The organism is Nocardiopsis sp. iso_25 (assembly GCF_056173305.1).
Map to the genome: position 1 here is coordinate 3,534,751 of NZ_CM149667.1, position 13,403 is coordinate 3,548,153.

The 13,403-nt window shown below is 73.3% G+C and carries 12 protein-coding genes; 5 read left to right on the top strand and 7 right to left on the bottom strand.

Features of this window, described 5'->3' with window-relative positions:
• The first annotated feature begins 27 nt into the window (after positions 1 to 27).
• Entirely contained in the window at positions 28 to 1,434 is a 1,407-nt protein-coding gene (locus AC0VX6_RS15365) for an alkaline phosphatase family protein (protein WP_475464829.1), read from the top strand.
• 106 nt (positions 1,435 to 1,540) lie between these two features.
• Here the strand turns inward: AC0VX6_RS15365 and AC0VX6_RS15370 are convergent, their stop codons facing one another.
• The 4 genes from AC0VX6_RS15370 to AC0VX6_RS15385 form a co-directional block, all read right to left on the bottom strand.
• Positions 1,541 to 2,191 carry a class II aldolase/adducin family protein gene (locus AC0VX6_RS15370; RefSeq protein ID WP_274973385.1) on the bottom strand — a complete coding sequence of 217 codons (651 nt, stop codon included), beginning with the start codon at positions 2,189 to 2,191 and terminating at the stop codon, positions 1,541 to 1,543.
• The gene (gene otnK, locus AC0VX6_RS15375) at positions 2,188 to 3,438 is read right to left on the bottom strand and encodes a 3-oxo-tetronate kinase (protein ID WP_274973386.1); all 1,251 of its coding nucleotides are present in this window, start codon (positions 3,436 to 3,438) and stop codon (positions 2,188 to 2,190) included. The genes AC0VX6_RS15370 and otnK overlap by 4 nt, the downstream gene beginning before the upstream one ends.
• A 139-nt stretch (positions 3,439 to 3,577) precedes the next feature.
• Positions 3,578 to 4,984, bottom strand: a complete 1,407-nt coding sequence (locus tag AC0VX6_RS15380) for a GntP family permease (protein ID WP_475464831.1) — start codon at positions 4,982 to 4,984, stop codon at positions 3,578 to 3,580.
• Positions 4,985 to 5,002: 18 nt separating this feature from the next.
• Positions 5,003 to 6,373: a homoserine dehydrogenase gene (locus tag AC0VX6_RS15385; protein ID WP_475464832.1), complete on the bottom strand. Its 1,371-nt coding sequence runs from the start codon at positions 6,371 to 6,373 to the stop codon at positions 5,003 to 5,005.
• A 166-nt stretch (positions 6,374 to 6,539) separates the two neighbouring features.
• On the opposite strand from AC0VX6_RS15385, the gene AC0VX6_RS15390 reads away from it, so the two are divergent.
• The 3 genes from AC0VX6_RS15390 (at position 6,540) to AC0VX6_RS15400 (ending at position 9,632) form a co-directional block, all read left to right on the top strand.
• Positions 6,540 to 7,346 (top strand): DeoR/GlpR family DNA-binding transcription regulator, encoded by an 807-nt coding sequence (locus tag AC0VX6_RS15390; RefSeq protein WP_475464833.1) that lies wholly within the window; start codon positions 6,540 to 6,542, stop codon positions 7,344 to 7,346.
• 388 nt (positions 7,347 to 7,734) lie between these two features.
• The gene (locus AC0VX6_RS15395; protein ID WP_475464835.1) at positions 7,735 to 8,472 is read left to right on the top strand and encodes a sugar phosphate isomerase/epimerase family protein; all 738 of its coding nucleotides are present in this window, start codon (positions 7,735 to 7,737) and stop codon (positions 8,470 to 8,472) included.
• Positions 8,469 to 9,632 carry a Gfo/Idh/MocA family protein gene (locus AC0VX6_RS15400; protein WP_475464837.1) on the top strand — a complete coding sequence of 388 codons (1,164 nt, stop codon included), beginning with the start codon at positions 8,469 to 8,471 and terminating at the stop codon, positions 9,630 to 9,632. Before AC0VX6_RS15395 ends, AC0VX6_RS15400 begins: the two co-directional genes overlap by 4 nt.
• Before the next feature lie 142 nt (positions 9,633 to 9,774).
• On the opposite strand, the gene AC0VX6_RS15405 is transcribed toward AC0VX6_RS15400, so the two are convergent.
• The 3 genes from AC0VX6_RS15405 to AC0VX6_RS15415 all read right to left on the bottom strand — a co-directional run bounded on the left by AC0VX6_RS15405 (position 9,775) and on the right by AC0VX6_RS15415 (position 12,935).
• Positions 9,775 to 10,503, bottom strand: a complete 729-nt coding sequence (locus AC0VX6_RS15405; RefSeq protein WP_475464838.1) for a TetR/AcrR family transcriptional regulator — start codon at positions 10,501 to 10,503, stop codon at positions 9,775 to 9,777.
• 205 nt (positions 10,504 to 10,708) lie between these two features.
• Positions 10,709 to 11,239, bottom strand: coding sequence for a hypothetical protein (locus AC0VX6_RS15410; protein ID WP_274973392.1), 531 nt, complete (start codon positions 11,237 to 11,239; stop codon positions 10,709 to 10,711).
• An 883-nt stretch (positions 11,240 to 12,122) separates the two neighbouring features.
• Positions 12,123 to 12,935, bottom strand: coding sequence for an alpha/beta fold hydrolase (locus AC0VX6_RS15415; RefSeq protein WP_274973393.1), 813 nt, complete (start codon positions 12,933 to 12,935; stop codon positions 12,123 to 12,125).
• Between the two features lie 203 nt (positions 12,936 to 13,138).
• Between AC0VX6_RS15415 and rpsR the strand changes: the two genes are divergently transcribed.
• Positions 13,139 to 13,390 carry a 30S ribosomal protein S18 gene (rpsR, locus tag AC0VX6_RS15420; RefSeq protein WP_475464840.1) on the top strand — a complete coding sequence of 84 codons (252 nt, stop codon included), beginning with the start codon at positions 13,139 to 13,141 and terminating at the stop codon, positions 13,388 to 13,390.
• The last annotated feature ends 13 nt before the right edge of the window (positions 13,391 to 13,403 follow it).

Below are 13,403 nucleotides of genomic sequence, written 5' to 3' on the forward strand. Positions count from 1 at the left end.
CCCCCTGCGAAACGAAGGGACACCCCCATGCCGACGGAGGAACCGCGCCTGCTCGTGGTCGACGCGGTCGGGCTCACGCCCCGGCTGCTGCGGCACGCGCCCCGGCTGCGCGCCGTGGCCGAGAAGGGCTGGCAGGCCCCGCTGGAGACCGTCCTGCCCGCCGTGACCTGCACCGTCCAGTCCACGTTCCTGACCGGCCGGACCCCCGCCGGGCACGGCGCCGTCGGCAACGGCTGGTACTTCCGGGACCTGGGCGAGGTGTACCTGTGGCGCCAGCACAACCGCCTGGTCCAGGGCGAGAAGGTGTGGGAGACCGCCCGGCGCCACCGGCCGGGTTTTCGCACCGCGAACGTGTGCTGGTGGTACGCCATGGGCGCCACCACCGACTGGACCGTCACGCCCAGGCCGGTCTACCACGCCGACGGGCGCAAGTCCCCCGACTGCTACACCCGGCCGCCCGCCCTCCACGACGAGCTGACCGCGGAGCTGGGGCCCTTCCCGCTCTTCCAGTACTGGGGGCCGACCGCGTCGCTGCGCTCCACCGAGTGGATCGTGGCCGCGACCCGCAGGCTGATGCCGCGGGCCGACCTGACCCTGTGCTACGTCCCCCACCTGGACTACGACCTGCAACGGTACGGACCCGACTCCGAGCAGGCACGCCGGGCGGTGGCCGACATGGACGCGGCCCTGGCGCCCCTGCTGGACGACGCCGAGCGCTCGGGCACGGCCGTGATGGTCCTGAGCGAGTACGGCATCACCCCCGCCGACAGGCCCGTGCACGTCAACCGGGTGCTGCGCGAGGCCGGACTGCTGGAGGTGTACACCCAGCACGGGATGGAGTGCCTGGACCCGTGGGAGTCGCGCGCCTTCGCGGTGGCCGACCACCAGTGCGCCCACGTCTACGTCCGCGACCCCGGCGACGTGCCCGCGGTCGCCCGCCTCCTGGAGGGTGTGGAGGGGGTGGACCTGGTCCTGGACCGCGACGGGCAGGCCGGGCACGGGCTGGACCACGAGCGCTCCGGCGAGCTGGTCCTCGTGGCCGACCCGGGCGCCTGGTTCACCTACTACTACTGGCTGCGCGACGCGGCGGCGCCGGACTTCGCGCGGGGCGTGGACATCCACCGCAAGCCGGGCTACGACCCCGCCGAACTCTTCCTGGACCCCGCCGACCGGCTGGTCAAGGCGCGTGCGGCGGCCAACCTCGCCCGCAAGAAGGTCGGCCTGCGCTACGCCATGAACGTGGTCCCGCTCGACCCGGGCTGTGTGCGCGGCACCCACGGGCGCGCGCACGCCGACCCCGAGGACGGTCCCCTGGTGCTGTGCTCCGACCCCGGCTCCGCCCGGGAGCACGTCGCGGCCACCGAGGTCCGCGACCTCATACTCGGTCTCGCCGGTGTGCCGGCACCGGCGGGGCCGTCCACCTCCTCCGTCTGAGCGGGTCGGAGACGCCGCCGGTGCGGTGCCGGGGCGCCCTGTCCCCGTCGCGCGGGGCGGCACGGAAGGGGCACGGGGCGGGCGCCGCGCGGCGCCCGCCCCGTCGTCACAGGTCCCAGTCGGTGCCGTAGCGCCCGGTCAGCTCGCGCACGTCCTCGGGTGAGAGCACGGAGAACTCGCTCCCCCGCAGCGACACGACGATGCGCGAGGCCTCCTCCAGTTCGACGGCGCCGTCCAGGGCTGCCGCCGGTCCGGCGGCGGCCACGATCGAACCGTGGTTGGCCAGCAGGGCCGCGCGGAACCGCCCGGGCAGGCCGGAGAGGTTGTCGGCGAGCCGGTCGCTGCCCGGCGCCGCGTAGGGCACCAGGGGTGCCTGGCCGACCCGCATGACCAGGTAGGGCGTGACGGGCGGCAGCGCGGAGGCCTCCGACCAGGCGGGCAGGCACGAGGCCGCGCAGGCGTGCGGCGAGTGCAGGTGGACGACGGCGCCCGCGTCCGCGACCCGCCGGTACATCGCCTCGTGGAGCGGGAACTCCTTGGAGGGGGGCGGACCGGCGACGTGCTCCCCCTCCCCGTCCAGGACGGACAGGCCCTCGGGGTCGAGGTCGCGCAGGGAGACCCCCGTGGGGCTCATCAGGGTCAGTTCCCCGGCCCGCACGGACACGTTGCCCGAGGCGCCGGGGCTGAGCCCCAGTTCGACGGCGCGGCGCCCGACCGCGCACAGCTCCCGGGCCGCCTCTCGCGCTTCGCGGTTCACTTGTCCCCCTCCCAGGCGCGGACGAACAGGTCCTCGCGGCCGAAGTTGCCGGACTTGAGCATGAGTTGGACGTCCTCGCCGTCGCTGTGTCCGAGCGTCCACGCGACGCCCGGGTCGATCTCGGGTCCCAGCGCGAGCGAGGCCACGCCCAGGCGCCGCACGACGGCTCCGCTGGTCTCGCCGCCCGCGACCAGGAGAGCGCGCACTCCCGCGGTGACCAGGCGTGCGGCGATCTCGGCCAGCGCCTCCTCGATGAGCGGCGCGTCGGCGGTGTCCACGACGTGTTCGGGCGCGGCGGTCGCGTACACCACGAACGGGGACGCGCCGCCCTCCAGGGCGCGCTCCACGGCCAACGACACCGTCGCACCGAAGTCCCGGCGCAGGTCGGAGGGGAGCAGGTGGTGTCCCCCGCCGTGGGCGAGGGCGTGGCGCACCTGGCCCTGGGTCGCCCGCGAGGCGCTGCCCGAGAGCACGACGCGCGGCCCCGGGGGCGGGGTGAGCGGCAGGCGGCCGGTCCCGTGGGGGCCGGTGAGCCCCTGGGCCAGGGCGCTGCCGCCGGTCAGCAGGCGCAGGTCCCGCGTCGCGTCGGCGAGCGTGCGCAGGTCGGCGTCGGTCAGGGCGTCCACGACCACGAACCGGGCCCCCTGCGCGCTGGCGGACGCGATGGCGCCGCGCACCGCGTCGGCCCCTCGGGCCACCACCGGCCAGGGCACCAGCGCGACGTCGTCCGCGCCGCCGCTGACCTGGGGGGCGAGCAGGCGCGGGAGGCTGGAGTCGGTCATGGGCGTGAGCGGGTGGTGGCGCATCGGGGACTCGTCGAGGGGGTCGTCCCCCACGAAGAGGTGGCCGCGGTAGACCGTGCGCCCGTTGGCGGGGAAGGCGGGTGCGACGACCGTGACGTCCTCGCCGAGGGCGTCGAGGACCGCCTCCGCGACCGGGCCGATGTTGCCGTCCGGGGTGGAGTCGAAGGTGGAGCAGTACTTGAGGTAGAACCGCTCGCACCCCGCGCTCCGCAGCCGGTCGAGGGCGTCCAGCGAGGCCGCGACCGCCGCGTCGGCGGGTGTGGTGCGCGACTTCAGGGCCACGACGACGGCGTCGGCCCCCTCCGCCGCGGCGGCGACGGGGTCGGCGCCGCCGGGGTCCCGCGTGTCCAGGACGACCGTGGTCCGGTGGCCGGACGCGGTGAGGGCGATCGCGACGTCGGTCGCTCCGGTGAGGTCGTCGGCGATCACGCCGAGGGTCGCCATGTGAGGTACTCCCTGTGGTCGGGGCGGGTCGGGCGGGCGGAGGGGTTCCGGCGCGCGGTGCGGCCCGGTGGCCGGGTGCGCCGGAACCCCCTGTGGGACGGGCGGGCCGGAGCGGAGCGCAGGCCCGGAGGAACACCGGTCAGACGACGCCGGTCGCGATCATGACGTTGAGCACGAGGAACCCGGTGACGCCCGAGATGAACGAGGCGACGCCGATCGACCGGATGCCCTGGCCCACCGTCATGTTGGACAGCGTGGTGGTGACCCAGAAGCCGGACGAGTTGGCGTGCTTCATGATCTGGGCGCCGGTCGCGCAGGCCAGGTACACCACGATCGGCGCCAGGCCGAGGTCGTCCATCAGGGGCTGCATGATGGCCGCCGAGGTCATCACGCCCAGGATGTTGGAGCCGGTGATCGTGCAGACCGCCGCGCCGACGAGGAAGGGGATGACGACCGGTGACATGCCGGTGCTCTCGATGCTCGCGGCGACGTTCTCGGCCACGCCGGTCTCCCGGATGATGGTGGCCAGCGCTCCGCCGACGCCGGTCAGGGCCAGGGGCATCGCGGCGATGCGCAGGCCCGCCTCGAACAGGTCGTTGAGGGTGGCCTTGTCCTTCCAGCGCCCGCGGAACAGAGGCAGGGCCAGCAGGCAGGAGAGGAAGAGCGCCATCGTCGGCTCGCCGACGAACAGGACGGCCTCGGTGAACCAGGCGCCCTCCGGGAGCGCCGGACCGGCCAGGGAGGCGACGATGATGAGGACGATGGGGGCCAGGATCGGCACCAGGGAGCCGAAGAGGCCCACGTTGGCGGTGGACGCGGCGCCGTCGGAGGCGGTCTTGGGGCCGGTGTCGTCGGAGACCCCTGGGGCGCCTGTGGAGGGGGCGCCCGGGCCGCCCGCGCCCGCCAGGTGTTCGACGAACTCCGGCTTGGGCGGCACGTAGGTCTTGATGAAGGACAGGTAGACCGTCGCGGCGATGACGCCGGGGACGCCCACCATCAGGCCGTAGAGGATGGCCTCGCCCATGCTGACGCCGAGCAGCGACGCCGACGCGAGCGGGCCGGGGCCGGGCGGGACGACCGAGGTCATGATGTAGGCGCCGAGGTAGAGGATCGGGCCGAGCTTCATCATCGACATGCCCGTGCGGTAGGCCAGGGCGGAAACGATCGGGATGAGCATGACGACCGCGGTGTCGGCGATGAGGGGGATGCCCAGCACGGTCGAGGCCAGGGCGATCGCCCAGGGCACCCTCTTCTCCGCGAACAGGCTCAGGGCGGTCTCGGTGATCTTGGTGGCCGCGCCGCTCAGTTCGAGCATCCTGCCGAGCACGCAGCCGAAGATGACCAGGAGGCCGACGTCGGCGAGGGTGCCGCCGAAGCCCTCGGTGACCAGGCCGATGGTCTCGGTGCCGCCCATGCCCAGGACCAGGCCGAGGGCCACGACCACCATGAACAGCGTGGCCACGGGGTGGACCTTGAAGCGGGCGATGAGCAGTACGAGTACCGCGATGGCGGTGAGGAACGCCAACAGGGTGTAGATGTCCGACATGTCAGTGGGTCCGATCGTTCACAGGTGCGTGCGGGCGTGGCGCCAGGCGTCCAGGAGGGGGGCGCTGGCGTCGGCCAGGTCGTCCAGGCGCACCAGTGCGCCCGCCGCGACGTCGCGGCCCAGGGTGGCGTGGGCCGCCAGGTAGAGCGGTGCGACGTCGTCGGGGGCGTCGGCCGTGTCCAGCAGGACGGGGGCCACCCCCTGGACGTCGTGGTGGTGTCCGCCCATGTCCAGCCTGGTCCCGGCGGGGAGGTCGCGCCGGGCGCGCCCGGCCAGGACCGCGTGCGGGGCCGGGTGCCGGGGGGTCACCGCGCGGCGGCGGTCCACGGCGTCCAGCAGGCTCAGCGGGGTCTCCACGCCCATGAGGTGGTAGGGCAGGTACAGGCAGGCGTAGCGCCCCGAACGCGAGACCACGTGGCCCTTCTGCGCGAGCAGTGCCCAGGAGACGGGGTCGCCGGTGCGGACGACGGCGAAGACCCCTCCGGCGAAGGAGGCCTCCTCGGGCAGGCGGAGCACGCTGAAGACGTCCACGGCGCCGGGCCGGGAGAGGATTCCGCCGTCCTCGGCGAGGGAGTAGACGTCGGCGAGTTCGGCGACGCGCGCGACGGGGTAGTGCAGCGCCTCGGTGTCGGGCACCAGGCCCGTGTGGTTGGCGACGACCCCCATCTCGCAGTAGTCGGCGGCGGCCGAGCGCGACAGGCCCGCCACCGCGCGGGCGCGGGCGGCGAGCGTGGCGGGCACGTCCTCGCCCAGGGTGAGCAGACCGGCCAGGTCGGGGGCGTCGACCTCCTGGTCGAGCTGGCGCACGCGTCCCGTGTCCGGGTCGAAGACCAGGTCGTACTCGCCCGACTTGCCGATCGCGACGACGTCCAGGCCCAGCAGGCGGGTCCGCTCGTACCACTCGACGAGGTTGGCGGGCTGGTCGCCGATCCCGGGGGTGTAGACCACGCCCCGTTCCCGGGCGAGGTCGGCCAGCGCGATCCCGGAGACGGAGTCGACCTCCTTGGAGACCATGACCACGTGGCGTCCGGCCGCGATGGCGGTCCGCGCGGCCCGGGTGCCCGCCTCGGGGCTGCCGGTGGCCTCGACGAGCACGTCGTAGTCGGCGTGTTCGAGGAGGCCGGCGTCGGCGATCACCGCGATCCGCCCGTCGGCCAGCGCGGCCACCTCGTCCGCGCTGGAGCACACCGCCAGCGCGTCGGCGGGGTAGCCGAGTTCGGCGCACAGCGCGATCGTCCCCTCGGTGTCCAGGTCGCACAGGACCGAGGGCCGCAGCCGCTCCATCCGCGGGGTCTGGGCGAGCAGGGTGCGCGCGAAACCGCCGCGGGCTCCGGTGAGCGCGTAGCGCACGGGCGGTGGCGGCGCCGTGGTGGCGTCGGTGGCTTGCATGGGTTCTCCTTCTTCCGGCCTCGCGGGGGGCACGTGTGTGCCAGGCCGCTACGGCAACGCGCCATGTTTAACACCAGCGGAACATTAGAGTCAATAATTATCACGACTGGTACCATCTGGGAACACTCGTTACCATGGTGCCCATGAGCGGAACCGAGGGAGAGCGATGATTCCGGCGCAACGGCGTGAGCTGCTCGTGCGGGAGTTGCGCGGTACGGGCGTGCTGAGCGTGAAGGAGCTGTGCGAGATCCTCGACGTCTCGCACATGACGGTGCGTCGCGACATCATGACGCTGGAGGAGGAGGGGCGCGTCCGCTCGGTGCCCGGCGGCGTCGAACTGGTCTCGCAGGTGCGCTCGGAGCCCTCCTACCGCGACAAGTCGCGGGTGGACGTGGCCGAGAAGCGGGCGATGGCCCACGCGGCGGCGGCCCTGGTCGGCGAGGGGCAGACCGTCTACCTGGACGCGGGCACGACGCTGGGGCACCTGGTGCCGTCGCTGTGGAGCGTCACCGGCCTCACCGTCATCACCAACGACATCACGACCGCCGCCTCCCTCACCGACCACCCCGACGTGACCCTGTTCCTCATCGGCGGGCAGATCGACCGCGAGAACCGCTCCTCGGTCGGCGACATCGCGGCCGCCACCATCGAGGAATTCAACATCGACGTCGCCTTCGTCTCGACGAGTTCGTGGGACCTGAGCCGGGGCACCACCACGCCCTCGCGCGCGAAGGTCGCGGTCAAGCGCGCGGCCATGGCGGCGGCCTCGACGTCGGTGCTGGTCGCCGGGGCCGACAAGTACGGGGCCTTCGGCACGTTCAAGGTCGCCGCGCTCACGAGCTTCGCCTCGGTGATCACCGACGACCGCCTCGCCGAATCTTCCGTGCGCGCGATCCGGGAGCTGGGGGTGGGCCTGGAGGTCGTCACGCCCCAGCGGGAGGCCGATGAGGAGGCGGAGGCCCCTACCGCCTGACCCCCGCTCCGCCGGGGAGTGCCCGGGAGCCGGGCGCGCGTGCGCGTGGCCGGGTCGGCCCCCGCCGCGCCGGGGCGCCGCCCGGTCCTTCGGCGTGCCCTCCGGTCCTCCTGCGCGCGGGGTCGCGCCCGCCCGCGCCCCGTGTGCCGTTCGCGTGCCCGGACCGTGCGCGCCGATCGTGTACCCGGAGCGTGCTCCCCGATCGTGGGTCTGGAGCGTGCGCTCAGATCGTGGACCCCGATCGCGGGCTCGGATCGTACGCCCGGAAAACCCTGGACAAAATTCTTCCAATGTAAGAATCTGGGTGGGCGGCCCCGCCCCGCACCCTCGGGGGCGCGGCCGCGATGTGAGCGACAGGGCGACGCCCCAGCGAACGAAGGAGCCCCCCGTGCCGACAACATCCGTGCAGCTGTACTCGGTCCGTGACGAACTCGCCGACGGCCTGGAGAGCGCCGTGGCACGCCTGGCCGAGATCGGGTTCGCCCACGTGGAGCCGTACGCGTTCCACCTGGACACCGAGGAGTACGGGCGCGTGTTCGCCGCGACGGGCGTCACCGCGCCCTCCGGCCACGCCCCCGTGATCGACTCCCAGACCCCCGAGGCGGTCTTCGACGCGGCCGCCGAACTGGGCATCGCGACGGTCATCGACCCGTTGGTCCCGGCCGAGCGGTGGCAGACCGCCGACCAGGTGGCCGGACTGGCCGAGCGCGTGAACCGGCTGGCGGAGCTGGCCGCCGAGCGGGGCCTGGAGTTCGGCTACCACAACCACGCCTGGGAGCTGAGCTCCCGCATCGGCGACAGGCACGCGCTGGAGGTGTTCGTGGAGCACCTGGAGCCGCGGGTCGTGCTGGAGGTGGACACCTACTGGGCGGGGGTCGGCGGGGCCGACGCCGCGGCGCTGCTGCGGGCCTTCGGTGACCGGGTGCGACTGATCCACGTCAAGGACGGCACCCTGGACGGCGACGTGACACGGCAGCGGCCCGCGGGCGAGGGCGAGGTCGACGTCCGCGCGGTCCTGGAGGCCGCACCGCGGGCGATCCGCGTGGTCGAGTTCGACGCCTACGCAGGCGACGTGTTCGACGGCATCGCGCGGTCGCTGGCCTGGCTCGGGGAGAACGACCGATGACGCGCACCGGGACCGGGACCGCCGGGGTCGGCGGGGTCGGTGGGGCCACCGGGGTGGCCGGGGTCGGCGTCATCGGCGCGGGCAACATCTCGACCCAGTACCTGGAGAACCTGACCCGGTTCCCCGACGTCGAGGTCCGCTTCGTCGCGGACCTGGACCTGGCGCGCGCCGCCGCGCAGGCCGACGCGTACGGTGTTCCGGCGTCCGGGACCGTGGCGGAGCTGCTGGCGCGCGAGGACGTCGAGGTCGTGGTCAACCTGACCGTCCCGGCCGTGCACACCGAGGTCGGGCACCAGATCCTCGACGCGGGCAAGCACGTGTGGAGCGAGAAGCCCATCGCCCTGGACCACGACGCGGCCGCCGGGCTGCTGGCCAGGGCCGGGGAGGCGGGGCTGCGGGTCGCCTGCGCGCCGGACACGGTGCTGGGGGCGGGGACGCAGACCGCGCTGCGCGCGATCGCCCGCGGCGACATCGGGGAGCCGCTGACCGCGACCACGATGTTCCACGTGCCCGGGCCCGAGTCCTGGCACCCGGACCCGGACTTCCTCTTCGCCCACGGGGCGGGGCCCCTGTTCGACATGGGCCCGTACTACGTCACCGCGCTCGTGCACGTCTTCGGCGCCGCGACCCGGGTGCAGGCCGTGGCCTCCACCGGCCGCGCGACCCGCACGATCGCGAGCGGCCCCCGGGCGGGTCAGGTGTTCGAGGTGCAGGTGCCGACGCACCACGCCGCGCTGGTGGAGTTCGGCCCGGGCCGCTCCGCCCAGTCCACGTTCTCGTTCCAGCACGCGCTGCACAGGGCGGGAATGGTGGAGGTCAACGGCACCGAGGGCACGATCGTCCTGCCCGACCCCAACACGTTCGGCGGGGACACCACCCTGTGGCGGTGCGACCGGGACGAGCCGGTCACCATGCCCGCCGAGGGGCCCGTGTACGGGCGCGGGGCCGGGGTCGTCGACCTGGTCCGCGCGGTACGCGCGGGCGGGACCGAACGCGCGTCGGGGGCCGTGGCCTCGCACGTGCTCGACGTGCTGCTGGGCATCCGCGACGCGGCCGCCGGCGGAACGCCGGTGGAGATCACCTCGGCGGTGGAGCCGGTGGCTCCGCTCCCGCAGGGGTGGGACCCGGCCAGCCCGACGCTGGGTGCGGCGGGCGCCTGACGCGGGAGCGTTGGGTGCCTGATGCAGGGGCGGCGGGTGCTTGATGCGGGGGCGTTGGGCGTCTGAAGCAGGGGGCTCGGGTGCCTGACGCGGAGACCTCGGGCGTCGTCGCCGTGGGCGGGCGACGACGCCCGGGGCGCGTTCACGGGGTCTGGGCCGACGGGTCTCCCCCGCCGGCCCCGTCGGCTCCGGTTCCGCCGGTTCCGCTGACTCTGGCGTCTCTGTCCCCGACCTCGTCGCCCCATCCCCCACTGCCCTCTTCCCCGCCGGGCAGCAGCCGTTCCAGGACCTGGAGCGAGCGGTAGACGTCCACCTCCTGCGGGTCGAGCAGCCACTGCAACTGCAACCCGTCGGACGCGGCGATCACCAGGGCCGCCGCGTCGTCGGGGTCGATGTCGGCCGCGATCTCGCCGGAGCGCTGACCGGCGCGGACGCGCTCGGCGATGTCGGCGCGCAGCGCCCGGAACCGGGCCCGGACGAACTCCCGTGTCGCGGGGTGGCGCTGCTCCTGCAAGGCGTCCGTGGTCAGTGTCGCGTACAGCTCGACCAGGCCGGGGATGGAGCGGTTGCGCTCCGCGCTGCGTTCCATGACCGCGACCGCCGAGACGGCGTCCGGATCCGAGGGCTCGCGCCCCGTCGCCTCGTGCTCGCGGTAGACCTCCACCAGGAGTTCGTCGCGGGAGGCGAAGTAGTAGCGCAGCGCCGCGTGGGACACCCCGATGGCCTCACCGATCGCCCGTAGCGACGCGCCCACCCCGTGCTCGGCGAACACCTCGATCGCGCGCGACAGGATCTGTGACCGCCGCTTCTCGGCCTTCCGGTACGTCCGGCCGGAACCGCCCGTACCGCCCACACCATCCGCGCCACCCATGCCATTCGCACCATCCGCACCACCCACGCCATCCGCGCCACCGTTCACCACGCCCTCCTTCGACCCGGACCGCACGGTCGGCCGCCGCTGATGCGCGGCGGGACCGGTGCGGTTCTCTCCCTCGTGGACGCCTACCAGTGTGTCGGCATCGGCGCCGCGGCTCGTCCGTGACCGGGCCCGGGAGCCGGTCGGGACCACCGCCGGTTCAGGGGAGAGCGGACGCCAGGCCCAGGATCAACAGCGGGGGCGCGATCAGCGCCACGACGCGGACGACGGCTCCCGCGGAGGAGGAGAAGGTGACCGCCAGGCAGGCCCGGTGGACGAGGTAGCCGAACAGGCCGATGAAAAGGGAGGTGGCGATGATGAAGGCGTCGGGGCCCTCGGTGATCATCATGGACGCGGGGAGGAGGGCGTAGAGCAGGGCCGCGACGGCCGAGGGAGCGGCCTTGGTGGCCCGAAGCGTGGGGGTACTGCGGTCGGACGCGCGCCCGTGCTCGCACGCGCACCTGCGCTCGGACTTGCGTCTGCTGCCGAACGCGCGCCTGCGCTCCAGGAGGAAGGCGATCAGGCCGGGGAGCGTGGTGACCGTGAGGAGGACGGCGTAGGCAGTCGTGAGCACGGTGACGAGGAACCCGGGGGTGACGCCGTCCGCGATGGAGAAGGGCATCAGGAGGATCAGGAAGGCGTGGACGCCGCCGCCGGAGGCGATCCTGGAGACCGCTTCGGGAGCGGTCATCGCGTGTGCGGGCCCGGAGTCCGGGGACCTCGGCGCGCTACGGATGGTGTACGACAGCGGACGCGCGTTCTCAGGGGGTTTCGACCGCGGAGCCATACCGACATCCCACCACGGCGGAATCCGCTGTCGCCTCCGGCCCCCTGGGGCTCGGGACAACTGGAAGTTCCCCTTCAACCCTCTGGGGCTCGGGACCGTTGGAAGTTCCCCTTCAACCCCCTGGAGCTGAGCATCGCAGGAGACCCGATAACCCCCTGTACTTGCTGACGCAGGGACGCTCTACAACTTGCGGACCCCCTACGACGCGCGGTCACGCGCGGGGCTTCATGGCCGCTCTTGGTCTGAACCGTGTACCCCCGCTCACGGATGGCTGAGGGAGACTCCCGGTGGGCGTTCCCCCCGGCGACCTCCCGAACCCCTCCGTGACGCCCACCAGACACCTGTAATGATCGGCGTGCAGGGATCTCCTTCGGCAAGTTCGCCGGGCGAACTTGCTCTCAGTCGGTCCCCGCCCCCAGCACTGAACCTCGGAGCCAGTGCCCACCACGACCACCCACCCCCCAGGGGCTGACGGGGAACCCGCAACCTCCACGGGCGCGTGGCCGCCTTCACCAGCACGCTCTACGCCAACCCCCACGGGGGAACGGCCACAGGACGTTCCACCCCAACCCCCATGGGTGAACGGCCACCACACGTTCCACCCCAACCCCCACGGGTAAACGATCACCACATATGCGACTCCAACCCCCACGGGGGAACGGCCACCACATATGCCACCCCAACCCCCTGCGGCGCACCGCTGCTGTCCGCTCTACGGGCGGGTGGTTCGGCTTTGCGCAGGGCTCAACCCCTTGGGGACGGCTACAGGGTGCTGTGACGGAGCCGGTCAGAAGCCCTCGACGCGGGCTAGGAAGCGCAGCAGCCCGGCGTTGAAGGCGCCCGGCCGCTCCATGTTCACGGCGTGCCCGGCCTCGCGCACCACGGCCGCACCGGCGCGCGGGTTGGGCTTGGCGGCGGCCGCGGCGTGCTCGGCGGGCCACAGCTCGCTCTCGGCCCCGGCCACGAACAGGGCGGACACGTCGAGCCCGGCGACCGCGTCGCGCCAGTCGCGCCGGGCGTGGTCGCCCAGCAGTTCCAGCTCGGCCGGGGTGAGCTCGCGATCGGCGCCGCGCATCGCGCGCAGCGTCCTGACCAGGCGCACACCGCGCCGCCACAGGGGCGTGCCGTGGCCGGTGGCGGGGATGCCGTCGGCGAAGTAGGTGTCGGCGTTGCCCTCGTCGTAGCCGTAGAAGCCGTACGGCCAGTCCGCGGTGTTGAGCATCTTCGGCGTCTGGTCCACCGAGACCGCGCCCGCCAGGCGACCGGTGCCGTGCCCGGAGGTGTACGCCCAGACGGTGTTGGCACCCATGGAGCCGCCGACGAGCACGACGCCCTCCAGGTCCAGCCGCTCCAGGAGGACGTGGACGCAGTCGCCGCGCCGGTCCATGGTCATGCCCGGAGGCAGGGGCCCCGCGGCGCCGTGGCCTGGCAGGTCCACGGCGAGGACCCGGTATCCGGCGTCCGTGAGCGCGGGGACCTGGTGGCACCAGGAGGTCGCGGGGGCCTTGAACCCGGCCAGGAGCACGACCGGGCGCCCCCGGGGGTCACCGTGTTCGGTGCACTCGATGCCAAGCCCGTCGTCCGTGGTGATCAGCGTCATCGCCCCTCCCGAAATCCGGGGCCATCCTCGCACAGGCCCCGGGGGTCGCGCGCTCCGCCTGCGGAGCGTGTAGGATTTTGGGAACGATAATCGTTTTCAGTCACTGCGGGCGGCGGAGAGGGGGGTGCGCGTACCCGCTGCCCGGCAGAGAGGGCGCGCACGGTCTGTGCGCCCTCGGGAGTGCGAATCTCAGAAAGGTGAACATGCCCTCTTCAGCACGCCGTCAGCGCAAGCCCACGCGGAGTTTCGCCAATCCGCTGGGAGACATGGACTACATCGACTACAAGGACACCACTCTTCTGCGCAAGTTCATCTCCGAGAAAGGAAAGATCCGCAGCCGCAGGGTCACGCGGGTGACCGCACGCCAGCAGCGGCTGATCGCGGCGGCGGTCAAGAACGCGCGCGAGATGGCCCTGCTGCCCTACCCGTCCAACACTCCGACGCACAGGCCCTGAGGACCGGCCGAAC

Coding starts and splice junctions, on each gene's coding strand:
- AC0VX6_RS15385 (WP_475464832.1), bottom strand. CDS start 6,373: ATGCAAGCCACCGACGCCACCACGGCGCCGCCACCGCCCGTGCGCTAC.
- otnK (WP_274973386.1), bottom strand. CDS start 3,438: ATGGCGACCCTCGGCGTGATCGCCGACGACCTCACCGGAGCGACCGAC.
- AC0VX6_RS15405 (WP_475464838.1), bottom strand. CDS start 10,503: ATGGGTGGCGCGGATGGTGTGGGCGGTACGGGCGGTTCCGGCCGGACG.
- AC0VX6_RS15365 (WP_475464829.1), top strand. CDS start 28: ATGCCGACGGAGGAACCGCGCCTGCTCGTGGTCGACGCGGTCGGGCTC.
- AC0VX6_RS15390 (WP_475464833.1), top strand. CDS start 6,540: ATGATTCCGGCGCAACGGCGTGAGCTGCTCGTGCGGGAGTTGCGCGGT.
- AC0VX6_RS15380 (WP_475464831.1), bottom strand. CDS start 4,984: ATGTCGGACATCTACACCCTGTTGGCGTTCCTCACCGCCATCGCGGTA.
- rpsR (WP_475464840.1), top strand. CDS start 13,139: ATGCCCTCTTCAGCACGCCGTCAGCGCAAGCCCACGCGGAGTTTCGCC.
- AC0VX6_RS15400 (WP_475464837.1), top strand. CDS start 8,469: ATGACGCGCACCGGGACCGGGACCGCCGGGGTCGGCGGGGTCGGTGGG.
- AC0VX6_RS15410 (WP_274973392.1), bottom strand. CDS start 11,239: ATGACCGCTCCCGAAGCGGTCTCCAGGATCGCCTCCGGCGGCGGCGTC.
- AC0VX6_RS15415 (WP_274973393.1), bottom strand. CDS start 12,935: ATGACGCTGATCACCACGGACGACGGGCTTGGCATCGAGTGCACCGAA.